Raw genomic sequence first — 24,463 nt, 5'->3', positions numbered from 1 at the left:
ATCGTTAGACGTTCGCTGTCCGGAGCGGGCGCTCGCCGCCTTCGATCGCCTGGCGCACCAGCCTGCGGTCGCGCCTTAGGGTGTCCAGGCAATCATTGCCGAACCACTCCAGCGATGCATCGGCCAGGGGATCGCCTGAAATCTCCCGGAGGAATCGATCGTAGTCGACGGTGCCCTCGAACAACGGTGTCATACCGCGCCTGCTACCGGCGGCGGCATAGACATTGGCCGGTTCGAAGACGGTGAGATCCGCCCGATCGACAATGTTCTTCAGGTGGTAGTGGCGGATATGCGGCTTCATGGCCCGGTGAACCGTGACCGGATCGTCACCACCCTCCCAAACATGCAGCGTGTCGAAATTAACAGCGAAATGGGAATGGTCGACCTCTTCGATCAATTGCATGGTCGAGGCCGCCGTGTCGGCCAGTGTCTTCGGGTGCGTCTCGGCAAGCAGGTGAATGCCGTAGCTGGCGGTAATCTCGCAGATCTCCTTCAGGCGAGCGATGATCTGCCGCCGCTCTTCCGCCCCGACGGCCAGACTGCCGCGGCTTCCGGCGAAGGTGCGGATCTTGCGGGTGCGCCAACGGCGGGCAAGCCTGCAAAGCTCCACCGTCTTGTGCCGCAACGCTTCGGTATCGCCATCAAGCGGCAAGTAGTCGCTGATCATCGGCACGGACAGGCCGTAGCCGTCGAGCCATTCGGCGTTGCGGTCCGAGCGCGGCGCCAGGTTGCGCGCATGCGCGCCCCAGAGTTCGATGCCCTGGAAATCGTTGGCCTCGGCCCAGGTGGCGATCTCGTCGAGCGAGATGAGATGATGCCGGAAGGTGATGGTGCAGAGCGAGACTCTCATCGTGCGACCCTCTTCAATGGGGGAAGTTCTGCGGGAAGGACGAGGTCGGACCAGAGATCGAAGACCTCGGCGAGCTTTGCCTTAAGCTTCGCCTCCAACCGGTCCGCTTCGTCGAGCCGTTCGAAGACTGCTCCGGCCAGGGCGCGATCTCCCGCCCGGGCCAGCTTCATGCAGGCGTAGTGCAGGGTCTTCAGCGCCTGAACAAGCGCCTCGATTTCCTCGCACCATTTCTCGAATTCCGCCGCCGGTAGCTTCAGTGCCCGCCAGTAGAAGGCAAAGCCATGCTCATAGGCATATTTGCGGACGGTGATGACGGGCAGTTCGCGCACCGCGGCGCCAAGATTCGAGAGCGTGAGCCCGTCTCGTTCGTCGAGGTGCGCGGTGACGATTTCGCGGACGGCATCGACAAGCGGGTTCCGGTCACGAACGAAGCACGCTTCGAAATAGGCTTTCAGGTCTTCCGCGTACGGCGCGCGCGCTTCGGCGTTATCGAAGACATAGCCGCCGCCGACTGTCGGCTGCATGATCGCGTGAATGACCTTTTCCTTGGCGATCTCGCCTTCCCAACGATAGTCGGGGTCGTGCACGAACCAGGCCTCGGGATCGGCGGTTTCCTGCAGCATGAGGTAGTGCGGGAAGGGGTTCTGATTGAACTTGTTCTCGCGCTCCGGTAGGTGGAACATGTCGAGCATGACCATGACCGAGCCGGTTTCGCTACGCTGCTTGAGAAGACCGAGCAGCACTGCAAGGTTGTCGAGCTTGGTGCGCGCCGGATCGTACCATTCGACGACGGATACACCGTAGAGCCGCTCGCACCAGCCGCGGAAGAACTCCTGGGTAATGTCGGGTGCGTGATAGAGAAGCTCGAATCGGTCGCTGACAGCAAACTTCGCGTCCCAAACGCCGAAATAGAACGGCCGCTGATCCAGCCCATTTCGCTTCAGGCCATCGGAAACGCAGCTGACGAAGCAATGGACCTTGATGTCGTAGTAGGCCTCGCCATGAACGCCCTCGTCGGCCGTCCCGCCCGTGAGCGGAAAGGCCGGAACGACGGTACCCGTTGTCTTCGGCAGATAGAGCGAGACGAGATCGCCGACCGTCTCGATCTCGTGTTTCGCGATCGCCTCCTCCGGCACGGAAAGCCCGTATTCCAGTTCGAGATTGAGGAAGATCTCGAGGATCAGCACGGAGTCGAGATAGAGGTCTTCATTCAGCCGGGCATCCGTGCCGAAGCCTTCCATATGCCCATGTGCCATCTTTTCGGTGAGGACAGTCTCGATCGCCGCCAGGATTTCGTTCTCGCTCATGATGCGGCTCCCGCCATTGGCCTGTTGAACTCCCCTGCCAGATGGCGCGCCGCGACATCGCGACGGCTGATCTTGCCGTTCGCCTGACGCGGAACCGCATCGACCTGCAGGATCTCCATCGGCAACTGGTGGCCGGTGAGATGGCGGCTGCACCATTCGCGTACCGCCGGCGGCGCTACCGGCACCTCGGCGCTGAAGAGCAGCGCGACGCGCTCTCCGGCAAAACGGTCGCTCTTGCGGAAGGCGACCGCATCGGTGATCGCGGGCATGGCCATGACGGCATCCTCCACGTCCTTCGGGTAGACGTTGAGGCCGGAGACATTGATCATGTCGTCCAAACGCGAGACGAAGACCAACATGCCGTCGGCGCGGCGATAGCCGAGATCGCGCGTGTGGATTGGCGCGCCATCGCCATTCCTGACGACAATCTCTCCGGCGTCTTCGACACTGCTGCCCGTTTCCGCGAAAAGATGCGGCAGAATGAAGCCCATGTCGCCAGCGGCAGCGACATCCGGATTGATGGCGATGCAGCCGGATTCGGAGCAGCCATATTGCTGAAACATGAACCGGCTCTTGGCGCGGATATCGGCAAACCATGGATCGGGGAGCAGGGTGCCGGACGTCATCGTCGCGTGGATCTGTTCGCCCTGGGGCAGGAGCCGCGCAAGCGTGTGCAGGATCGCCGGCGACGAATAGAGCAACGGTCGCTCCGTTTCGCGCAGCACCTTCAGCAGATATTTCGGGTTCCCGGTGTTGACGATCACGGGCGTCTGGCCGCGCTTCAGCGCCACCAGAATGCCGCAGATCAGCCCGTAGGAGTGGGTGGTCGGGCAGGCGATGACCGGCGTCATGTTCTCCGGCTGGCGGAACGTGCGAACATAGCTTTCGTTTTCGGCGTCGATTTCCGCCCAGCTTCGCGCCACGCATTTCGGCGCGCCTGTCGTCCCGGAACTCATCTGCAACAGCGTGCCCTGCGGCGACCCCAGCTCGGGCTTCTGGAGAACTTCGGCTGTCAGGCTGTTATAGAACAGCCGGTCGCAACCGGCGCCGATCGCGAGCTTGCGTGCGGCCGCATAGGGCGTACCTGGATGGATCGGCAGCACGCTTGCACCCGCCTTGCGGATGGCGAAAAACAGCGCCAGCCAGTCGACAGTTTCCGGAAAGCAGACGGCGTAGCGGCCGTTGTCACGGTCAGAAAGGCCGATCTCGGCGGCCAATCGTGCCGATGTTTCGCTGAAATAGGACTCGTCGTAGAGCCTATCATCGATGCGGATCATGACTTTCTCCTTCGTTGAAGCGCTTTTGCGGCCAAGCTGTTCGGCACCGTGTGGTGGTATTCCGGCTTGAGCGCGAGGAGCTTCCTCGTCATCAGGGATTCGGTGAGAATGCGGGATTGGCCACAGCCGAGCTGGCTCAGCCGCTCGGTCGCCCCTTGCTCGCTCTCATAGGACGCAAGCACGGTTTGGACCCGCTGCCAGAAAAGCGTTTCCGGCAGATCGTAGCAGTGGTCGAGAAGATGGGAGATCTCGCTGAGATTGTAGACGAACAGCGTGTCCATCACCAATTCGCGCAGCGAATCCAGATTGTCCGTCAAGTAGAACTGGTCCGGCTCGGCATCACGGTAGACTGGGTTCAGTGCCAGGAAGTCCGGCGCCTTTTCCGGCTCGCGCAAAAAGCCCGGCGAGAACTCGATGCTCTCGTGGAAATCGCGCAGGATGAGCCTGACCGGCCAGCCTTCGCGATGAACGAGCAGCATATTCTGCCCGTGCGCCTCGACCGCCAGGCCATGATGGACGAGCAGATGCCAGACCGGAAGGATGGCGATCTCGATCAACCGGTTGATCCACGGCATGAGGCCGAAACGGCGGATCCAGTCGTCGGCGAACGGGCGTCCGTCCGCCTCGATCATCATCAGGGCATTGAAGGGAATGGCAGCCTCGCCTGTTGCAAGGGTGGCTTCAGCGCTCTCGCGCCAGATCGCCGCCACTTGGCCCGCCAAAGGTCCTTCGCGACCGGCGATAATCCCGGCATATTCCTGCAGGATCGTGAGCGGATAGCGTTCGCCAAAGGCCGGATCGCTCTCGACGATCCCGGCAATCCAGCGCGAGATCACCGGCGCCGTGCAGACCGAATGCGGCTCAAGCGTCCGCCGCGACGAGGTGTTGACGATGTTGAGCGGCAGCTTGATGCTTGCCGCAAGAGGCCTGTCCTGGTTCAGCAGCGAGCGCACCGACTGTGTTGCCGTGTAGCGGTCGCCGGCCGGCCCCAGATAATGGATGTCCCCCGATGCGATCCAACCGGCAAGCTCAGTTTCGCGCAGTTCGCGCCACTGCCAGGGGTGCAGCGGGACAAGCCCGAAATCTTCCGGCGAGACGCCGCGTTGCTGCTGCTTCGCGAGCAGCTCGGCCCACACCTCATGTCCGAGTTCCACGCGCCAGAAGGCACCCTCGCCGCCGGGCATTGCCTGGTGAAGATGTTTGCGAGCGACGAGGAGCCAGACGAGCTTGAACGCCCGACCCGTTTCCGGTCCGTAGGCCGCATGGTCTGCGAAGGAAAAGCCGGTACGCGCTTTGAAGCAGGGATGGTACGGATGCCCCTCATCAAGTGCGCCTTCCAGTTCGGCGAAGGACATCGTGCGCCGCAACCGCGCAGGGAGGTGACGTTCGTTCCACTGGCAGAAGGCGATCGTCTGGGTGAGCTCGTCGAGCAGCTTTCCGCGCGTCGGGCCGCTGCCCGGCAAGGCGGCAACCAGTTGCGCCAGCGGCGGCGCGACCCAGCTGTCCGTGTCTTCGCGCATCTCCACCGAACCCGGCATCAAGCGAAGCCGTCCAAAGGGGCCAATGGCGCCGCGGCACCGGAAATCCCGGCCGCCGAGCGACCAAGAAAAATCGACCGCATCCCCGTGGGCGTGCTCACTGGCATCGACGATGTCTTCGTATAGGAGGGCGGCGGCGAGCTGGCGAAGCACGCGTTCGTCCGGCCGTCCCTTGAGATCAAGAGGCAATGGCATGATCGGTCCTCGGCACTGTCAGGACGGCCGGCGCCCGCAACGGGTTTGGCACGGGGCGATACAGCGTCGGCGCGTGATTGGATTGCAGCTCGTCCACGTCATAGAGGCGCGTCGTCAGATTGGCCTTCGAGGCGATCGTCGGCAGGTCGAGGACGTGACGCGCGAATTCGCGTCCGGCTCCGGTCATGCGGGCGGCATAACCTTCGAGATGCAGGCGCAGTTCGCGCAAGAGCAGGCTCTCGTCACAGACGCCGTCATGGCCCATGCGACTGACGACTGAGAAGACCTGATTGACGATCAGGTAGTAGGCGAAGCGGTCGCGGATTTCGCTGTCGGCAAAATAGAGTGAGGCGATCGTTTGCGTCTCGGGAACATGGCTGACGATCAGGCCGCGATAACGTTCGGAGAGGTAGAAGCCCTGGTTGTCCCGGTAGTAGCTGACGGATGGATAACCGCTAGCGATGTCCAGCAGACTGTTCTGCTGGTGCGCCTCAAGGGCGATGCCATAATCGTCATAAAGGCGGATCAATGGCTCGACGGCGCAATCGAGATAACGTCGGAACCACATCAGGGCCGCGCCCGGCAGGCTTTCACCCGTGCGCGCGGCGAGGGCTCGGACGAGGCGCTCCAGGCGGGAACCCTGGCCCGGAAGTGGATCGGCCGTCAGGGCGGCAACCGTCACAACGCCCCTGCCCTTCGCGCCCGAAAACGGGTTCTCCCGCAGGATGACTTCGAAGCCGCTTTCGCTCCGGCCGGGCAGGTCGAGCATGATATAGGCGGGGTCCTGGATGATCCGGAAATTTCGCGACCGCGCGGCAAAGCCGATGCGATCGATCAGCTTCGCCATGGCGACGCCCGCCTCGAGCTCCTGACGCCGGTTCAGACGCACGGAATTGGTGATGCGGACGGGCAGGGAGAATTTGAGCATCCAGTCGGCATCGGCGTCATAGACCGTGCGCACTGATGAGGTCGCCGTAAAGGCACGGCCGGCAGGCCCCAAGTGGCGCAACTGCCCCTTCTCGAGCATTGACCGAATGTCGAGATCAAGCAGCAGCGCCTCCGCCTGGAGCGGATGCATCGGCAGCAGGCATTCATCGCTGCCGAGCGTGACGCCATCCGCATCCGGTCCCAACAGCGAACGGACAATCTCATGGGCCACCGTCGAACGGGCGGACGCGTGCCGCACACACTCCGCCTTGGCGGCAAAATAGTGCAACTTGAACGTACCGCGCAGTTCCGGCGCGTAGGATTCCTGCTGCCAGTAGGTCATGCCCTGCCGGCTCTTCGGCGTCGGATGCTGCCAATGACCAAAGGCGAGTGACTGCTCCGCCTCGATGAAGTAGCCGCCGCTTGCCGGCTCGGGCTCCGCCTTATCGATATAGAGTGCGGTCTGCTGATAGCTTTCGAGCACCCGCATCAGCAGTTCGAGTTCGAAGCCGCGCAAGGCATCCGCCTGGTTTTCATCGCCCTGGCGGTAGCACTCGTGGATGAGGATATGCAGCGCCGAGATCAGTTCGATCTGGCGCCATGTCCCGTCGGAAACGCCCCTGCCCCAGACCCGGCCGAAGTGATGCGGGCCGCAGAGTGACGGCGACGTCACCTCGACGCGCAGGATCATGTGCTGCCTCGGGAGCGACCATTCCACACAGTCGAAAGCGCCGCCGGCGGTTCGATGCATGACCCGGATACCCGGGTTCACTTCGCGTAGATAGCAGTTGGCGAAGCTTTGAAAGGTGGCGATTTCTGCGATTTGCCTAGACGATTGCATCCTGTCGATCCTCGGCACGCGACGCATAGCCGCGCAATGGCGTTGGACGTTTTCGACCAACACATTGAATTTTCTTATTGAGAGCGTTGTCAGCCCGTGGCGCTCAGCCGGCGGCCTGCCAGTGGAGCGATCCCGGCTGCTCGCGGAACGCGAAGCGCAGAAGATGGCTTTCGATGACCGATTTCGTATCGTCGAGATCGGCCTCGCCAGGCGAGCGGGCGCGGATGCTCAGGCCATCCGGTGTGGCCTGGAGATAGCCGGTCCCGCAGGAAAACCGGAGTTCGGCGCGATCGCCCGTCTGCTCGACGTCGATCTTGTGGGCGAAGTGCTTGCAGAGCTGCGTCAGGTATTTCTGGCCGTCGTCCGTTGCAAAGTGGGTGGTCGCTTCTTGCATCTGGAACTCCTGTCATCAGGCTTTTTGTTGCCCAGTCGGCCCGGGATGACCGCCTGAGCGTCTTGGGCGACCGCCGTGGGGAGGACACGGCGGCCGCGATCGTGAACCGTCGGCCTAGAAGGTCGCTCTTGCGGTCAGGATGAAGGAACGGCCGGGTTCGTAGAGTGGCGTCACGTTCCCGAACTCCTGGCCGTAGGTCGCCCGGTCCGAATAGGTTTCGTCGAAGATGTTCTTGAGTTCGGCCCGCAGCGTCAGGTTCGGCCGTTGCGGCGGTACATATTCGACAAAGGCGTTGAAGACCTCGTAGCCCTCGAAAGGCTTGCTGCCGGCGGCGACGTCGTCGTAGTCGAGCGCAATCTCGGCGTCGGCGCCGAAGGTGACGCCCCAGTCGGCCAGCGTGTGGATCGCCTGCAGCGTGATGATCTGGCCTGCGGGTGCTGCGAGATAGGTGCCGAGGTCGGAATCGGCAGGCTTGCCGTCGATCTCGACGTCGATATTGGCGTATTTCACCTTGAAATAGCCATCGCCCCAAGTGTAGCCGCCACCGATTTCGAAGCCGCGCGAGCGAACATCATGGGCGGCGATGCCGAGGTCTGCGCGGAAGCGTGGTGCGCGCGCATCATCGAGATCGGTCTGGAAGACACTGCCCTCGACTATGAAGCCGTTGTAGTTGACCTCCAATCCCAAGACGTAATTGTCCGCCGTTACCGGCTTCGGACCGTTGCCATAGTCCCAGTTGGGATTGATGATGAAGTTCTCGGCAAGCGGAATGCCCGCCCAGACATGCGAATACCCGGCCTTGGCCGTCAGAAGATCCTCGATGAGATCATATTCGCCCGAGACGTTGCCGCTGAAGCCCGAGTTGGTCCATTTCTCACCCGTCGTTCCGGTAAAGTGCTGGTTGTCCCCTCTTGCGCCAAAGGAAAGGCGCGTCCTCTCCCAAGGCTCAAGCCTCGCCTGCGCGTAAATGCCGACATTGCGCGCCTTCTCGGTACCGGGATCGTAGAGATCCTCAAGCTCCGCCTTGTCGCTGTAGAAGTCGATGCCGGCGATCACATTGCCGATATCGAAAGAGAACTTGTTCTCGAACTTGCCATTGAAACTATCCGACGTGCCGAGAGCGTCATAGGTGGTGGGAACGCCCGGTCCCGGCTTCGGGAAGATCGGCAGATCGACCTCTGTCTTGCTGTAGGCAACCAGGAGCTTCGGGTCCCACCATCCCTCCGGCGTGCTGTCGGTATAGGTAAAGACGGTGTTCTGCCGGTCGAGCGTATAGTCGCGGCTGCGCGGCTCCCACGGCTTAGGGTTCGAAATCGAACCCACATTGGCGCGGAACGGCCGTGGCGCATCGTCGTTGATACGGTCGTGGCTGATCTCGAAACGGTCGCCGCTCTCGAACTCGTAGGCGAGCTTTCCGAGGCCGCTCAGCAGATTGGTGCTGGTGCCTTCGACCTGATTGCCGTTGCCCGCGGTGAAATCGTTGCCATTGCCGAAGTTGAAGTAGCCGAGGAACTCAAGCCCTTCATGCATGCCATAGGCGGAGAGCCCCGTGGTCACCGTGTCGCTGTTGAAATTATAGCTGGATGTAACGAAGCCACCGAAACCGTCGGCATCCAACAGATCGCGCGGATCAATCGTTTCATAGGCGATCGCACCGGCGAGCGCCCCTGGGCCGGCATCGGCCGGGGCAACGCCGGCATCGACGTTGACGGCCTTCAGGAGGCCCGGATCGATGAGGTTCGTGCCATTGTGGTGGAAGACCTTGTTGTTCTGGCGGCCGCCGTCCATGGTCACGGCAAGGCTCGTTTCCTCGATGCCATGAACGTAGACCTTCTGCGACATCGGCAAGGAGCTGCCGACGGCGATGCCCGGCTCCCCTGAAAAGACGTCGGCAATGTTGGCGGGGTTCTTCAGCCTCAGGTCCTCCGACGAGATGACGATCTCGCCGGCGCCGAGCGGTCCACTGCCAAAGGCGGAAATCGGGTCGAGGACGGTGGCGCCGGAAGCATCCACGCCGTCACCGCTGCCGGCCGCCGTGGTCGAGCCGATCAGCGCCGTTCCGCCCGATACGCTGTAGGAGATGCCGGTGCCTGACAGAAGCTGTGCCAGGGCCTGCTGCGGCTCCAGCGTGCCGCTGACGGCAGTCGAGCGGATGCCCTTCGACGTCGCTGCAGCCAGGGTCACCTGCAGACCGGATTGCCGCCCAAAGGCATTCAATGCGCTCGCAAGCGGTTGCGACGGAATGTTGAATGTGCGGGCCGTGCTGACGCGCGACGTCGTCTCTTGGGCGGAGGCGATGGAAAGGGGCATGAAGGCAAGGGAGGAAAGCCCGACGATCGCCGTCGTTGTCAGCAGGCGCAGACCTGCATGGCTATATCCTGCGTTGCGGCATTTCGGCGAACTCATTTTACCCCCGTCTCGATGATCCGCGCGCTGCCTCTCGGCAGGCGCTTCGGACCAAAGACGACGGGCTCCGGATTTTTTTTCACCGGTCCGCGATTTTTTCTTGAATTTTTGAGTCCAAATTAAAATTGCGTCAGAACGCGGCCATAGGATGTCACCTCGCGCACATTGCCACCAAACGGCTGAACCAATGCCTGAAGAGCGTGATCGGGATCCGTGAGATCATAGACGCCCGTCACCCGTCGCGCCGCGAGTTCGGATTGCGGGATGGAGATCCAGGCGGAATGGTAACGTTGCAGCCGCTCGGCGGCAGCCGCAACGGTGACGTTGTTGACGAACATCTTGCCACTGCGCCAGGCGCCGATCTCTTCGGTCGCGATCGCGCTTCGGGTGACAGCACCCGTCGCATGCGCCACCGTCGCCATTTCTCCCGGCGCGAGTTCGAAATTCTGCTTATGGTTTTCGCCGCTATACGAAACGGCCACCGTGCCGTGGGCGAGCTCGACCGTTGTCTCCGTACTCGCAAGCTGCACGTCAAAAGAGGTGCCGAGAACCGAAACCTCCACGCCGCCGGCATCGACGACGAACGGACGCGACGGGTCGCGCGCGACATCGAAATAGGCCTCGCCCTTGAGAAGCCGGACATGCCGGGCCGCGGTGTTGATCTCGGTGGCGATGGCACTGCCGCCACCCATTTGGATAGTCGTGCCGTCCTCCAGCGTGATCGTCCTGCTCTGCGCGGTCTCGGTCACATGATCGGCCTGCCACCACACCAGCAGCGACGGGAGCGCGACGAACAGCACCAGGCAGGCGGCAAGCGCCATCACCGCGGTGCCGGCAACTAAGGTTCTGGCCGCCCAACGCTTCGGCTGGCGGGTGGTTGCCGCAGATGAGACTAACGGCGTCGCCCCGCGCCAAAGCTGCTCATGAACCGGCGGCACTTCTCCCAGCAATTGCCAGGTCTTCAATGCCGTCTCCCAGGATCGGACATGCAGTTCCGACCTGCCCAACCAGGTCCGGAACGCGACCTCCGTCTCCCGACAGTTCGGACGCGCCTTCAGTTCGAGGAACCAGTCCATGGCCTCTTCGAGCAATACCTCCGGTATGTGGTTTTCCTTGGTCAAAGCTCTGCCTGCTGGTTCGTGTTCGACGAGACACTACAGCGCCGCGCGTCTTATCGGACGCGCAAAGGTCGCTGTAGCACTTTGAATTGCTGCATGTTTTCATCCTTTAATCGGGCACGATTAAAGGAAACATGCAGTAGCGGAATCATTCGGTCTGTCACAAAGACGAATTACTTCGGATTTTTTTTCACGCCGGCCCAAAATTCTAGGAGACATCGCCCGCCAGAGTTGTCGCCACCCGCATCATGGCGGTGCGAACATGGCGATGTACGGTTGCGACCGAGATATTCAGGTGGGCGGCGATTTCTTCCAGGGTGTATCCACCGAAGCGGTGCATCTCAAGGGCAACACGAACGTCCGTGGGAAGATCGTCGAGGACACCTGAAATGCGCCGGATCTCGTCGGTCACCACGGCGATGTCTTCGGGCGTCGGCATCTCGATCGGCATCGACCAGAACGGGGGCTCGTCCTGTTCCTCCCGCGCCTCTATCTTCCGACGCTTGAGAAGATCGAGGCACAGATTGCGGACGATTCTGTAGAGATAGGCAGGCGTGAGGCCCTGGGAACCATTGTCGGCATTGGCCGGCGCGAAGCGGATGAACGCCTCCTGTACGATGTCTTCGGCCGTCTCACGCGACCCGACGATGCGGGTCGCATAGGCGACCAAAGCGGTACGATTGGCGAAATAGACCTGATGGCGCGTTTCCATGTCGACCAAGGCGTCTGATCCGAACAAAACAACTTTGATGTGGCGTCCAGCGTCGTTCACACTGGCTGCCGCGACGCGATCGGTGGACCGGATGGCCAAACGAACGCGACGTCTCTTAGCACGCGTAAATAAACTTGTCTGTAATAGTCATGTTATTTTTCCAGCCAATTGCCTCGACGCCTCGCCGCCGAGCCTGAGCATCCTTGGCCGGAGACCGTATCCCGTTGCAGAAGCGGAACTTTTCGCTCCGAGGGCGATTACCCATCTGAGCACGAACCGTGTCAACCGGACGCGGCAGGGATGGCGAACATGGCGGTTTTTCCGGTTTCTCGCCATGGCCAACGAAACGGCAGTCGAGCGCTCAACCTGTCCGGTTCGTCTCACTTTCGGTGTCGAGACTCAAGGGCGCCACCAATCTCCGCGCCCTCGACACGCAACTCTCTGACGAGCTCGATCAACGCCCGGAGCTTTGCCGGTACGTGTCGCCGGCCGGAGAAATAGAGGCAAAGGCCGTCATAGGGTGGCGTCCAATCCTCGAGAACCCGCACCAGCCGTCCGGCAGCGACATGCTCCTGGACCGCATAGTCGGAGAGATAGGCCAGCCCTGCGCCACACAGTACCGCCTCGAGCATCAGCCCGCTCTCGTCCAGAATGAGCCGTCCGGGCACATCGATCTCCACGCTCTCGCCATGACGCGAGAACTCCCAGTGATAAATCCGGCCGCTCGCCATGCGCGCCCGAATGCAAGTGTGGTTCATGAGATCGGCCGGTCGCTGAGGCGCCGCCCTCTCCCGGAAATAATCCGGCGACCCGACGACGATCATGCGCGACTGGCGCGTGACCGGCACTGCGATCATGTCCGGCGGCACCGCCTCAACCAGCCGGAAGCCGGCATCGAAGCCGAGGGCGACGATGTCCACCAGCGCGTTGTCGGTCGCGACATCCACCGCCATGTCCGGAAAGCGCCGGAGATATTCCATCAGCAGCGGCTGCAGCACCATGCGTGCCGCCCCGGGCGAGGTGTTCAGCCGAAGCGTCCCGGTCGGCCGCGCCCGGGATTCCGTCACCCTCTCGACCGCACCGTCGATCGCGGCGAGAGCCGGCAGAACCTCGGCCACGAAGGCCTCGCCCGCCGCGGTGAGCGCCACCGACCGGGTCGTCCGGTTGAACAGGCGGACATCCAGCCGCTCTTCAAGCGCCGACACGGCATGGCTGAGCGCGGAGGACGAAACGCCGAGTTCCCGGGCAGCGGCGCGGAAACCGCCGAGCCGCGCGATCGTCGTCACCGCCTCGAGTTCGGACAGACTGGGTCTCATTGCGCTATTTTCCTCATCAACCTGTCTATGATTGATGATCTTATCCTGGCGACCCTTCCGGCGCATATCCCCTTCATCACAACAGGAAACCGAACGATGAAGATGATCGAACAGATCTATGTCGACGGCGCTTTCGTGACCCCTGAGGGCAGCGAGCGCTTCGAGCTTTTCAATCCCGCCACCGAAGAGAAGATCGGCGAGGTCCGCCTCGGTGATGCGGAAGACGCCCGCGCGGCGATCGCAGCCGCCAAGCGCGCCTTCCCGGCCATGCGGCACACGACACCAGCCGAGCGCATCGCCATGCTGCAGGCGCTGCGCGATGCGGTCGCCGCGCACGCCGATACCTTGCATGAGGCCATGGCGACCGAGTACGGCGCACCGCAGTCCTTCCTCGCTTTCTCAGTCCCGCATGCTTCGCACGTTTTCGAGGTCGCCGCGAAGACCGTTGCTGGCTATGCCTTTACCCGGCAGATCGGCAACGCCGCGGTCGTCATGGAACCGGTTGGGGTTGCCGCCGCCATCACCCCCTGGAACAGCAACATCGGCTTCATCTGCACCAAGCTCGCCACCGCAATTGCGGCCGGCACGACGATCGTGATCAAGCCGTCGGAAATGAGCGCCATCCAGACCCAGACTCTGCTGGAAGCGCTGCACGAAGCCGGTCTGCCGCGCGGCGTACTCAACGTCGTCAATGGCTATGGGCATGTCGTCGGTGCGGAGCTCAGCCAGAACCCGGGTATCGCCAAGATCACCTTCACCGGCTCGACCACGACCGGAAAGACGATCCTTCGAACTGCTGCGGAAAGCTTCAAGCGCGTGACCTTGGAGCTCGGCGGCAAGGGGCCGCAGATCCTGCTCGACGATGCCGATCTCGATCACGCCATTCCGCACGTGCTTGCTTCCGCCTTCCGCAACAGCGGCCAGGCCTGCATTGCCGGCACCCGGCTTCTGGTGTCGGAGCGGAGGCTAGCGGAAGTGACCTCGCGTCTGGCCACCGCCGTCTCGGCATTGAAGATCGGCCCTTCGAGCGACCCGACCTCGGATATCGGCCCGATGGTCAGCGCCAGACAATGGCAGCGCGTCCAGTCCTATATTCGTCTCGGTCAGGAGGACGGCGCAAAGCTGCTGGCCGGCGGCGAAGGTCGCCCGAAAGGGCTCGATCGTGGCTGGTTCGTTCGCCCCACCGTTTTCACCGATGTCACCAACGACATGCGGATCGCGCGGGAAGAAATCTTCGGCCCCGTCCTCAGCGTTCTTTCCTATCGCGACGAAGACGAGGCTGTCGCCATCGCCAACGACGCGGACTATGGCCTGCAATCCTACGTTCTCGGCACCGATGTGGAACACATGCGCCGCGTGGCCGGCCAACTCGAGGCCGGACGCGTGGTCCTCAACGAGGCGCCGGCGGATGCTCAGGCTCCCTTTGGCGGCTTCAAGCATTCCGGCATCGGCCGCGAATTCGGGCCCTTCGGCCTCGAAGCCTTTCTCGAGCCGAAGGCGATCATTGGCTGAGCGGTAATCCCCGTGTTTCAGGCGACCTGCGCGCCGGCCTTCGGCGCGCTAGCCAACGCGACGGTATTGCGGCCCATGTGCTTCGCCTCGTAGAGAGCCGCGTCTGCTTTTTGCAGCAGCTTTTCAAGCGTCGTCTCAGTCGCAAGCGCCGCAGCAACGCCCAGGCTTGCCGTCACGCACCCATTACCAAGTCCGCGATGTGCAATGTCGAGCCGTTCGATCGCCGTGCGGATACGCTCGGCCATCGCCAGCGCCTGCAGCGGCTCCCGATCCGCCGCGAGCACCAGCATCTCCTCCCCGCCGAAACGGAAGACGAAGGAGGCGTCATCCACCGTGTCGCGCATGCATCGCGCGACGGCGCGGATGCAGGCGTCGCCCTCGATATGGCCGTGAACGTCGTTGAACCGCTTGAAGTGGTCGATATCCAGCAGGATCGCCGAAACCGGCGCCAGACGAGGTGCGTCGTTCCACAGCATCTCGCCAACCCGCGCCAGCGAGCGGCGGTTCAGCAGTCCCGTCAGTTCATCTCGTTCGGCATTACGCTCAAGCTGGCGGTAGAGAAGGCTGCCCCTCAACTGGTTGAGAAAATTCTGCCTGTCCTTCTGCTCCAGAAAATAGGCGCTGACCGCCAGGAAGATCGACAGCGTCAGATAGAAGGTGATGATACCGGAATAGGTGACATCGTCGAAGGCGCCGGTCAGGCGCGTGGTGGTGAAATGGGAAGCGCACATCAGCGCGAGTCCGATCACGACGGCAAAGAAGCGCGGCCGCAGCGCGATGACGAAGAACAGGAAGGCGGCGGAATTGCCGTTCTGATAGACGAAGAGGTAGGAGCTGGCGCTCTGCGTGGCCGCCGCCATCGGCAGGGTGACGCCCAGCACCGCGATCGCCACGGCCAGAACGTCGTAGAGAAGCGCATTCGGCCAGCGGCGCACCGCCAGGATACAGCCGATGACGAACGGCGTGAACACGAGGAAGCGGGCAACGAGCAGCTCGTTGAACACGTCGGGCAGCATCGTACGATCGCCGAAATAGACCAGATCGTAGATAAAAACGCCGATCACGCCCCAGATCACCGCGAGCCGCACACGTTCGGCCGCATATTCCTTGCGGAACAGCGCCTCGATCTCCGGCGAGAATTGCAGATAACGAAAGCCGCGCGCGATCTGGTTCTCTACCTGGTCTAGCGTGACAACGCCCATTACCAATTTCCCCGGCTGCGGAAGGACTCCAGCAAACTAGCAGAGAAAACTGAATATTCGTCTAAAGTTAGATCGGTTCGCCGCTGTCTTCGGGCACCTTGATCAGGACCGTCTCGGCGGCCTTGATCGGCCTGCCGTCCTGTGTGCGGATGTCGAGTTTCACCGGTAGTCCGGTTTCCTTTTCGACCAGCAGGGAATGCTCTTCGCCGGGCTGAAAGAGGTGCCTTTCGCCGAACTGGCGCAAGGCGACCATCACAGGAAAGAGGTCCCGGCCCATCGCCGTCAATTGATACTCGACCCGCGCTTTCGCCTCGCCGACGGGAACCGTCTCCAGAATGCCGCGATCGACGAGCGTGCGCAGGCGCTCCGTCAGGATGTTCTTGGCAATGCCGAGGCTTTTCTGAAAGTCGCTGAAGCGTCTCAATCCGTCGAACGCATCGCGCACGATCAGCAGCGACCACCAGTCGCCGATCGCGTCCAGAGATCGCGCACTGGGGCAGTAGTCTCCCTTGAGGCTTCTGCGCGCCACCATACGAACTCTCCTCTCTCGCGGCCACGAGATTTTGGTTGCATTATGAAACCAAATCGGTATCGATTAATTTGGTTTCATTATTAAACCGAAATAAGGAAGAAGTCCAATGGATGGTAGAGCTGCTGCGGCGTCGATCGACGCCGCAAACGACGCTGCGCGCCCAAATGCCGGAGATGCCACGGCATCACCGTTGACGCGCCCGATGATGACCCTCTTCGCCTTTGCCTCTGGCCTTGCGGTCGCCAATGCCTACTTTGCCCATCCGCTGCTGGATGTGATGGCCGCGGATCTCGGCCTTTCGCAGACCAGCGCCGGCTTGATCGTCGGCGCGACGCAAATCGGCTACGCGCTCGGCCTGGTCCTGCTTGTTCCTCTTGGCGACCTTTTCGATCGCCGCAAGGTCATCATCATTCAATCCCTGCTTTCCGTGGTCGCGCTCAGCTTCGTCGCCCTTTCGGCCAACGCCAAAATGCTGATGGCTTCGATCGCAGCCGTCGGCATGCTTGCCGTCCTGACACAGGCCCTGGTCGCCTATGCGGCCAGCCTGGCCCAACCATCGGAACGTGGCCGGGTGGTGGGGTTTGTCACCAGCGGCATCGTGATCGGCATCCTCTCCGCACGCACCGTCGCAGGCCTTCTGACGGATCTCTCCGGCTGGCGATCGGTCTATCTGGCATCCTGCGTCGCGACACTCTTGATCGCCGGACTACTGTACAGGTTGCTGCCGCACCAGAGACGGGAAACGAGCAAGCTCAGCTACCCCCGCCTTGTCGGCTCCACCTTCAAATTGATCTGGGAAGAGCCGGTGCTCCGCACCCGCGGCGTGATCGCCATGCTGATCTTCGCGAACGTGACGACGCTGCTCACGCCGCTTGTCCTGCCGCTGAGTGCGCCGCCCTTCTCCATGTCGCATACCGAGGTCGGCCTCTTCGGCTTGGCAGGGATCGCCGGGGCTTTGGCCGCTTCTCGTGCGGGCCATTGGGCCGATCGCGGATTTGGCCAGGCGACGACGGGCATTGCACTCGCGCTCATGCTCATCGCATGGCTGCCGATCTCCTTGCTGGATCACTCGATCCTGTGGCTGATCGCCGGTGTGCTCGTCCTCGACTTCGGGCTCCAGGCGGTCCACGTGACCAACCAGGCCCTGATCTATCGCGTCCGTCCGGAAGCGCAGAACCGACTGACGGCAGCCTACATGCTCTTCTATTCGCTCGGCAGCGCGATCGGATCTTCTCTCTCCACGGTCGCCTATACGCATGCGGGATGGAACGGCGTCTGCCAGATGGGCGCGGCGATCAGCCTTACCTCGCTGCTCTTCTGGCTGGCGACAAGACCTACGGGATCCAAGCATGCAGAAGACGCGCAGCGTTGAACGGTTGAGTGAGCTCCGAAGCACTGACCGAAGTTGGCTCAGCCAACGAGCAGCCCCGCGCTATGGCGGGGCTTCTGAGGGAACGGCAACCGCCGCTCCTCGTCGTTTATGCGGCCGGTTCAAAGTCGGTCGAGAGGGACACGGCACGCCATTGGGCAAGGATTTCTACGTCTGATGCGTGCTTGGCTTCGATCGCGGCCAACGTGTCGCTGCCGAGCGGCAACCGCACCGGCGGATTTTCAGCGTCAACGAACGAGATCAAGACCTCTGCCAGCCTGTCGGGATTGCCGGGCTGGTTGTGGCTGATCTCTCTCGCCTTGCTGCGAACGACGCCCGCCGATTCCGCATAGTCCTCGATCTCGACCGGGCTGATGCCGAGTGAGGTCGAGTCGAGGAAGTCGGTGCGGAAGTAGCCGGGTTCGATCGCCGTCGCATGGATACCGAGCGGGGCAAGCTCTGCCGCAAGCGCTTCGGTCAGGCCTTCGACCGCAAACTTCGTCGAGCAATAGACCCCGAAGCCAGGGCCGCTGCGATAGCCGCCGATCGACGAGAAGTTCAGGATGCGTCCCGAACGCTGGCGGCGCATATGCGGCAGCACGGCACGGGTGACGGCCAGCAGTCCGAAGACGTTGGTGCGATAGAGAGCCTCGATCTCGGTACCGCTTGCCTCTTCGACCGCGCCCAGCAGTCCGTAGCCGGCATTGTTGACCAGAACATCGATCCGTCCAAAGCGGGCGATCGCCTGCCCGACCGCCTGATGCGCCTGGGACTCGTCGGTAACATCGAGCGCCACGGCCAGAAGGTTGGGTTGCTCGCCGAAACGCTCGGCGATCGCCTTCGGATTGCGCGCCGTCGCGACGACCTGATCGCCCTTGGCGAGCGCCTTTTCGACAATGAGGGCGCCAAATCCACGGGATGCCCCGGTAACGAACCATGTATGCATGTGAACCTCCTGTTTTGTTTCGCCGCTCCATCGTCGGCGGCTGAGAAGGTTTTACCGCGCTCCATCTGCTGAGATAATCGACTGGATTCTCCTTGAGCTGATGAGTAAGATTCATGAATGAGAACCGTATCGCCTTCCGACCTGTCCTCCTTCCTGGCCTTGGCCCGGCACCGAAGCTTTCGCCGCGCCGCTGACGAGGTCGGCTGCACGCCATCCGCACTCAGCCATGCCCTGAAGGCTCTTGAAGAACGGCTCGATCTTCGCCTCTTCAACCGAACGACCCGCAGCGTCGCGCTGACGGAAGCCGGCGAACTTCTGCTCGCGCGCGTCGCACCCGCCTTCCGCGACATCGAGGATGCGCTTGACGACCTGAATAATTTCCGAGGCACACCTGTCGGGCGCTTGAAATTCAATGCGGCGCGCGCCTCCGCGAAGATGGTGCTTCTGCCTTTGGTCGCACGCTTTCTCGAAGCCTACCCGAAAATCAGCATCGAGATCGTCACCGACAACGACCTCGTCGACATGGTATCGGAGGGTTTCGACGCCGGCGTTCGTTTCGGCGAGGTCATCGCGCAGGATATGATTGCCGTCCCGATCGGGCCGCGCCAGCGCACCGCGATTGTGGCAACACCTTCCTTCTTCGAGCGCTTTCCAAAACCGACCGCTCCCGATCACCTGAGGGAACTCCCCTGTGTTGGACTGCGCTTCGGCAGCGGCCGACTTTACGCATGGGAGTTCGAGCGCGGCGGCGTGGAACTTCAGGTCGAAGTGAGCGCCCCCCTGATCGTCGACGACCAGGACATGATGGTGGACGCTGCCCTTGCGGGCGCCGGCGTAACCTTCACCTTCGAGGATCAGGTGCTTTCGCTGATAGACGAAGGGAAACTTGTTCGGGTGCTCGAGGACTGGTGCCCCTACTACGGTGGTCTCTATCTATACTACCCCAGCCGGCGGCAAATGCCGGCGGCGCTACGCGCCTTCGTCGATTTCATCAGGACTGCGGGCACCGGCCTCACCAAGAGTTAACGCGAAGCTGCTTCAGCGACCGACCGCGCCACGGTCGGACCATGACGCCGCCGCTTCCGGCTAAGGCCGGAACAGGCGAAGGCGCCCCGACGCGGGCCATCCCCTGACTTACGCCTTGGTTTCCATTGCGGACGTAGCAGCCTCCGCGACGGCCAGCTCGGCCATGGCAAGGGCAGCTTCGCGCGTTGCGGCAGCCGCGATGAAGCGGCCATTGTGGCAGAAGCTTGCGCCCGCGACCCCGCAGGCCGCTTCCAGTTCTCCGTTGGTCAGGCCGGCCCAGGCTGCGGGCAGGTCTGCGCGAAGCTCAAAGCCCTCATCGGCCTTGCGGATGCCCGTCAGGCACCAGTCTTTGTCACGCGGGTGAACGACGAACAACAGGTGATCGGCACCGGACTTCACGACGGCCGGACGGAAGGGCATGCCCATCGGCAGCTCGAGGACGCGACCATCCCCGGCACGGGCGATTTGCTGAAGAACGAGTGCCTCGGCTCTGAGCTTGGAGGCGCGCTGGGCGACGCTGGCCTCGACGAGCGCACGGGCAACCGCCAGGGCCGCCTGAAAGCCGCGATCGTCAGCCTCCTGGCCGGCCTCGTCGAAAACCGGCTTCAAGGTTTCCAAAAGCGCCGGCAGGGTGAGCCCTGCGAGCGGCCCGGCAACGGAAGGGTCGAGCGCACCATTATCCACCAGGTCGACCGGAAGCACGAAGCGTGCATCAAAGGCCGCATGGACCGCCTCGATATGGTTCAGGAACGCCTGAAGCGGCGAGATAGTCGCGGCCGTAGTGCTTCCAGATCAGCCCGAACGAACTGTAGGGCTGGCCGTCCTCTCTCAGCGGCGCGCCGCGCTGGTGATGATCGAAGATACCGGCCGCGGCGTCATACTGGCCACCCACATCGTAGACGATACGGTCTGCACCGGGCCTGATCCATTCCGGAGCCCGACTGCGGATCAGACGAGCCTGCGGGAAAAGCCGCGTGAGAATGACGGTGGACAACAGCTCGTCGGCATGGAAGCCACCGGAATGGGTAACGAGAAACGCTGGGATCATCCCGATTGGCCTTATGGTTCGTTGAGTACGGAACGCACCACATAGCCATTGCTTGCTGCCACCTCAACCCACCATCGCTCGTTGCCCGCCTGGAGACCCGCGTGCGTCGCCCGGAGATCTTGGCGGGAGACGGATCGACGGCCGAGACTGGCCGACAATTATTTGGGCGCAGCTACTCCAGATCCATCGTGGTGAAGACGCGGCAATTGTCGGGCGCAGGCGTGCTTTTGCAAATCTGCGCATCGACCAGTTGGTCCACTGCCAGCGTGTTCGTCAGCAGAAGGGCCTTGAACAATTGCCAGAGACCGGGATTGCCAGCCGCATCGCGCGGGCCCTCGGCCAGCATCTGGTAGCGCACGCCCATTTCATCATAGTAGGCCGCCAGCTTTTTGCTGCTGGCTTCGTTTCCAGTCACCATCGGAATCTCTTCGACGATCGTCCCTTCTCCCGCGAGCCGTCGACTGCCTGACGCAAGGACGAGCGTACATGCCTGTGAGCAGGCTCCGAGCGAAACGGCCTTGCCGATATAGGCGGCCCCCTTTTGGTCGTTTGCGGTACAGTTCTTCTGATCGCGCTGACACCCGAAGAAAACGGTCGCGCCCACCGCCACGCTCAGTTTGCTTTTGCGGATGAGGCGGCCGAGTGCCATCGCAGCCGCCATGTCGCCACCGGGCGATCGCAGGACCAATGGCAGCTTGCGGCCTGCGAGCGTCTTCAAGGTTGCCTTCAGCAGGACCGGTGTCTCCGGCCCGATGGTGCCCGCGGCGGAAATCCACTCCGGACATGTCGGCTCGCACCCGGCCTGGTTGGAGCGCACGACGACAAACCGCATCTCCTGCTCAGCCGCCATTGCCGGCCGCTCCATCAACAGGCTTGCGGCCAGCAGACAGATTACCAGCGCAACCCGTAGCAGGCGGGGCGTGGCTGCGCCGACGGGAGAACTCCATATTCGCATTCCGGTCTCCAACCCAAATCCCCTGGTCTAACGCTTCAGGTCCGACATGACGAAAACCCGACAATTGGCGGACGCCGGTACCGTTCTGCAGGTCTCGACCGAGGTCAGCAATTCGACCCCGCCCAGCTGCGTGATCAATTTCATCTCGGTCATCGCGACGGGTTCGATCTTGCGCATATCGGAGGCGGGCGTGATCTTCATCAGATCGATAACCGTGCGGCCGATGCCCATTTCCGCGAGGTAGGCGGTCAACTCGCGCTCCTGCGCCTTGGTCATCTCGTAGATCTTGCGGCTGCCGACATTCCTGCGGCTGACGACCTTCTTGCTGGTCACCTTCTTCTTGCCGTTGACGATACGGTACTCCTCCCGATACCGCGTCTGGGTCTGAACGAAGACAGTGGTGATCTGGTGAACGCCGAGATAGGCCCATTCCCCAGCCACTCGGCGGGTTCCGCCGGCGAACATCAGCGGACAGGCCGAATTGCAGTAGGCTCCGCCCGAATAGGCGATACCGATATAGCGGGCGCCCTTGCCGTCGTTTTCGCGGCAATCCTTCTGCTGCGGCTGGCAACCGATGAAGCGCGTTTTGCCGACCGCCACTTCAAGCTTTCGCGCTCTGATGAGCCGCCCTAGCGCCAGCGCAGCATCGACGTCTCCCCCGGGTGACGTCACCACGACGGGCAGGCGGCGCTTGCCGATGGTTTTGAGCAGCTTCTTGAACTGCGCCGGGCTTTCGCGAACGAGCGTCCCCTCAGCCGATATCCACTCCGGACAGGTTGGCTCGCACCCTGGCTGACCGCTGCGAACCACGAAGAACTGCATGTCAGCGCCGCCAGCCGGCGCCGCTCGAACCGTCGCGGCCGAGGCCAGGAGCCCAACCAACAGACAGACAATGACCACTGAACGCGAGAAAACTTCTCGTGGAAATGCCATGCCGATCAAAAAACTGTCCCTCTCCCGACTGTCCCTGCGCCGGCGGTCCAGGGATCTCGCCCGATCCCTTTTCGCATCAGCGTGGTGCGCGGCCCCCCGCAAATTTCATTCTGGAAATATGACTATCAAAACAAATAGTTCTTTCGCATCCATTGCTGCGATCGTGCGCGGGATGGCGAAAGAGAAATGAAAGTTGCGTCAGTGAATAATGAAGCCAACGATAGCATGGAGCCCGAACATAAGGCAACGATCATGGACGCGGTATCGGCCGCCGGCGCGATGCGATCGACCCACCTAAGCCATTCAGCGAGACGATAGTTGTTCGCGCGGCGGCGATCAGACGCCGAGGGGCTGGATACACCGTCGACGCTTTGACAACATAGGCGCTCAAGGCAGGATTGCGATTCGATGACGATTTTCTTTAAGGCAGCAATTTCCGACGACGTAGCATTCGGAATGATCGAGCGGTGTTTTTCCGATCCGGACGACTATGACGGCTATCTCGATATCTTTGGCGATCACACCGAGCGGACCGTTTCATGGAGCAAGGGCAGGTCGGTGGACGAGTTCAAGGCTGAGATAACCGAAGCATTGCGATCGGCCTGGGAAAGCGCGCGTTTCTGGCAGGTATACGAGCGGCGCGAAGACCGGGACGATGCCGGAACCAATGAAATCCGGCGCGCCGCCATCAATCTGACGCGCACCTATGGCGGCGTCATCGTGATCACGTTGAGCCTGCTTGGCAGACGCAGCAGCACGCACGATCTCGAACTGGTGTTTGTCTGCTTCCAGGAAGACGCCCAACGCCGGAATTTTCGCGTGCGCTACGACGGAAAGTTTATTCCCGCCTGACGCCTCGCGCACGGTGCCGACAATAGCGTTTTTCCGACAAAGCGCTCGTCGGTCGGCACGTCACGTCAACCGATCAGCCATGTATGGGATGCCTACTTCAGGAAAACCCGGAAGCGCCGCATGGCAAAGGCGAAGAGGATGGCGCCGATCAGCAGCAAGGCAAGAAGCTGAGGCCAGACCACGTCCAGACCGGCATCGCGAAAGAGAACCGCCTGCGCCAGAATGACGAAGTGTGTGTTCGGCGCCGCCAGCATGATGTTCTGGATGATCTCGGGCATGCTTTCGCGCGGCGTCATGCCCCCGGAGAGGGCCTGTAGCGGCAAGAGCACAAGCATCAGCAGCAGGCCGAACTGCGGCATGGAGCCGGCAATCGTGGCAAGCAGGATGCCCATTGACGTGGTCGCAAAGAGCTGCAGGGCCGTTGCCAGCAGGAACAGGGCGAACGAGCCCTGCACGGGAACCGCGAGCGCGCCCTTGACCACGAAGATCAGCGAGACCGCCGAGGCGAGCAGCACCACGAGCCCCATCGACCAGACCTTGCTGACCATGATTTCGAACGGGGTCACGGGCATGACCAGGAGGTGCTCCACCGTCCCGTGCTCGCGCTCGCGGATGAGGGCGGCACCCGTGAGCACGATCGACAGGATGGTGATGTTGGTGATGACGTTCATCACCGCGCCGAACCAGCCCTTGTTGAGTTCGGCATTGAAGCGAGCGCGTAAAACCAGATCGACCGGCAGTGGCGTCTCGCTGCGGTGTCGGTCAAGGAAGCCCGAGACCTCGCCGGTGAGGATCTGCTGGATGTAGCCGTTGCCGGAAAAGGCCTGGCTCATGCGCGTCGCGTCGACATTGAGCTGGATCGTCGGGGAGCGGCCGGCCAGCAGATCCGTCTGGAAATTCGGCGGAATGTCGAGCGCGAAGGTATCGAGCCCCTGGTCCATGCGGCGGTCCATTTCCGCCGGCGTGATCATCTGCGGCGGCACGAAATAGGGCGGATAGAAAGCCGTCGAGATCCGCGTCGAAACCGGCGAGCGGTCCTCGTCGACGATGGCGATTGCCGCACGGTTCAAGGTTTCCGGCATTGCGGTCGAGCCCGTATAGACCGACAGCGTGAAGGAATAGACGATCAGGATCAACAGGATGGGATCGCGCCAGAGGCCCCAGAGTTCCTTGATGCCGAGATGGTAGATATGGGACAGGCGCATCG

The 24,463-nt window shown here is 62.2% G+C and carries 20 protein-coding genes and 1 pseudogene; 4 read left to right on the top strand and 17 right to left on the bottom strand.

The annotated features are described in order from the left end of the window. Positions 1-4: 4 nt before the first annotated feature. The 10 genes from BLU35_RS07550 to BLU35_RS07500 all read right to left on the bottom strand — a co-directional run bounded on the left by BLU35_RS07550 (position 5) and on the right by BLU35_RS07500 (position 12,881). Positions 5-850 (bottom strand): sugar phosphate isomerase/epimerase family protein, encoded by an 846-nt coding sequence (locus tag BLU35_RS07550; RefSeq protein WP_093232582.1) that lies wholly within the window; start codon positions 848-850, stop codon positions 5-7. Next, complete coding sequence (locus BLU35_RS07545; protein WP_093232581.1) at positions 847-2,157, bottom strand: DUF6005 family protein; 1,311 nt, start codon at positions 2,155-2,157, stop codon at positions 847-849. The genes BLU35_RS07550 and BLU35_RS07545 overlap by 4 nt, the downstream gene beginning before the upstream one ends. After that, positions 2,154-3,434, bottom strand: coding sequence for an AMP-binding protein (locus BLU35_RS07540; RefSeq protein WP_093232580.1), 1,281 nt, complete (start codon positions 3,432-3,434; stop codon positions 2,154-2,156). Before BLU35_RS07540 ends, BLU35_RS07545 begins: the two co-directional genes overlap by 4 nt. Continuing rightward, complete coding sequence (locus tag BLU35_RS07535) at positions 3,431-5,167, bottom strand: IucA/IucC family protein (RefSeq protein ID WP_093232579.1); 1,737 nt, start codon at positions 5,165-5,167, stop codon at positions 3,431-3,433. The genes BLU35_RS07540 and BLU35_RS07535 overlap by 4 nt, the downstream gene beginning before the upstream one ends. Further along, the gene (locus BLU35_RS07530; RefSeq protein WP_286161456.1) at positions 5,151-6,845 is read right to left on the bottom strand and encodes an IucA/IucC family protein; all 1,695 of its coding nucleotides are present in this window, start codon (positions 6,843-6,845) and stop codon (positions 5,151-5,153) included. Before BLU35_RS07530 ends, BLU35_RS07535 begins: the two co-directional genes overlap by 17 nt. 193 nt (positions 6,846-7,038) lie before the next feature. Then, positions 7,039-7,329: a DUF2218 domain-containing protein gene (locus BLU35_RS07525; RefSeq protein ID WP_058330038.1), complete on the bottom strand. Its 291-nt coding sequence runs from the start codon at positions 7,327-7,329 to the stop codon at positions 7,039-7,041. A 114-nt stretch (positions 7,330-7,443) separates the two neighbouring features. Beyond that, on the bottom strand, positions 7,444-9,735 hold the full coding sequence (locus BLU35_RS07520; RefSeq protein WP_093232578.1) for a TonB-dependent receptor: 2,292 nt from the start codon (positions 9,733-9,735) through the stop codon (positions 7,444-7,446). Positions 9,736-9,854: 119 nt separating this feature from the next. After that, positions 9,855-10,856, bottom strand: a complete 1,002-nt coding sequence (locus tag BLU35_RS07515) for a FecR family protein (protein WP_112948112.1) — start codon at positions 10,854-10,856, stop codon at positions 9,855-9,857. Between the two features lie 205 nt (positions 10,857-11,061). Beyond that, a complete protein-coding gene (locus BLU35_RS07505; protein ID WP_093232702.1) occupies positions 11,062-11,565 on the bottom strand; it encodes an RNA polymerase sigma factor in 504 nt (167 codons plus the stop codon). A 380-nt stretch (positions 11,566-11,945) separates the two neighbouring features. Then, positions 11,946-12,881: a LysR family transcriptional regulator gene (locus BLU35_RS07500; protein WP_093232576.1), complete on the bottom strand. Its 936-nt coding sequence runs from the start codon at positions 12,879-12,881 to the stop codon at positions 11,946-11,948. Between the two features lie 96 nt (positions 12,882-12,977). Between BLU35_RS07500 and BLU35_RS07495 the strand changes: the two genes are divergently transcribed. Then, entirely contained in the window at positions 12,978-14,393 is a 1,416-nt protein-coding gene (locus BLU35_RS07495; protein ID WP_093232575.1) for an aldehyde dehydrogenase family protein, read from the top strand. Between the two features lie 17 nt (positions 14,394-14,410). Here BLU35_RS07495 and BLU35_RS07490 read toward each other — a convergent pair whose 3' ends face one another. Beyond that, positions 14,411-15,595: a GGDEF domain-containing protein gene (locus tag BLU35_RS07490; RefSeq protein WP_093232574.1), complete on the bottom strand. Its 1,185-nt coding sequence runs from the start codon at positions 15,593-15,595 to the stop codon at positions 14,411-14,413. Between the two features lie 67 nt (positions 15,596-15,662). Continuing rightward, on the bottom strand, positions 15,663-16,127 hold the full coding sequence (locus BLU35_RS07485) for a winged helix-turn-helix transcriptional regulator (RefSeq protein ID WP_093232573.1): 465 nt from the start codon (positions 16,125-16,127) through the stop codon (positions 15,663-15,665). A 106-nt stretch (positions 16,128-16,233) separates the two neighbouring features. Between BLU35_RS07485 and BLU35_RS07480 the strand changes: the two genes are divergently transcribed. After that, a complete protein-coding gene (locus tag BLU35_RS07480) occupies positions 16,234-17,499 on the top strand; it encodes an MFS transporter (protein WP_093232572.1) in 1,266 nt (421 codons plus the stop codon). A 106-nt stretch (positions 17,500-17,605) separates the two neighbouring features. On the opposite strand, the gene BLU35_RS07475 is transcribed toward BLU35_RS07480, so the two are convergent. Next, entirely contained in the window at positions 17,606-18,442 is an 837-nt protein-coding gene (locus tag BLU35_RS07475; protein WP_093232571.1) for an oxidoreductase, read from the bottom strand. Between the two features lie 117 nt (positions 18,443-18,559). Here BLU35_RS07475 and BLU35_RS07470 point away from each other — a divergent pair, with 117 nt between their 5' ends. Next, positions 18,560-19,468, top strand: coding sequence for a LysR family transcriptional regulator (locus BLU35_RS07470; RefSeq protein WP_093232570.1), 909 nt, complete (start codon positions 18,560-18,562; stop codon positions 19,466-19,468). A gap of 108 nt (positions 19,469-19,576) precedes the next feature. Here BLU35_RS07470 and BLU35_RS07465 read toward each other — a convergent pair. The 3 genes and pseudogenes from BLU35_RS07465 to BLU35_RS36050 form a co-directional block, all read right to left on the bottom strand. Further along, a pseudogene (locus BLU35_RS07465) lies at positions 19,577-20,516 on the bottom strand (MYG1 family protein). 172 nt (positions 20,517-20,688) lie between these two features. Further along, the gene (locus BLU35_RS36055) at positions 20,689-21,333 is read right to left on the bottom strand and encodes a hypothetical protein (RefSeq protein WP_286161455.1); all 645 of its coding nucleotides are present in this window, start codon (positions 21,331-21,333) and stop codon (positions 20,689-20,691) included. Between the two features lie 165 nt (positions 21,334-21,498). Continuing rightward, positions 21,499-22,293: a COG3904 family protein gene (locus tag BLU35_RS36050; RefSeq protein ID WP_286161454.1), complete on the bottom strand. Its 795-nt coding sequence runs from the start codon at positions 22,291-22,293 to the stop codon at positions 21,499-21,501. Positions 22,294-22,812: 519 nt separating this feature from the next. On the opposite strand from BLU35_RS36050, the gene BLU35_RS07455 reads away from it, so the two are divergent. After that, positions 22,813-23,256, top strand: a complete 444-nt coding sequence (locus tag BLU35_RS07455) for a hypothetical protein (RefSeq protein WP_057255277.1) — start codon at positions 22,813-22,815, stop codon at positions 23,254-23,256. Positions 23,257-23,348: 92 nt separating this feature from the next. Here the strand turns inward: BLU35_RS07455 and BLU35_RS07450 are convergent, their stop codons facing one another. Then, on the bottom strand, positions 23,349-24,461 hold the full coding sequence (locus tag BLU35_RS07450; protein ID WP_093232569.1) for an ABC transporter permease: 1,113 nt from the start codon (positions 24,459-24,461) through the stop codon (positions 23,349-23,351). Positions 24,462-24,463: the final 2 nt, after the last annotated feature.

It is taken from the genome of Sinorhizobium sp. NFACC03 (genome assembly GCF_900103435.1).
Taxonomy (GTDB): Bacteria; Pseudomonadota; Alphaproteobacteria; order Rhizobiales; family Rhizobiaceae; genus Ensifer.
This window is presented reverse-complemented; position numbering and strand designations above follow the sequence as displayed.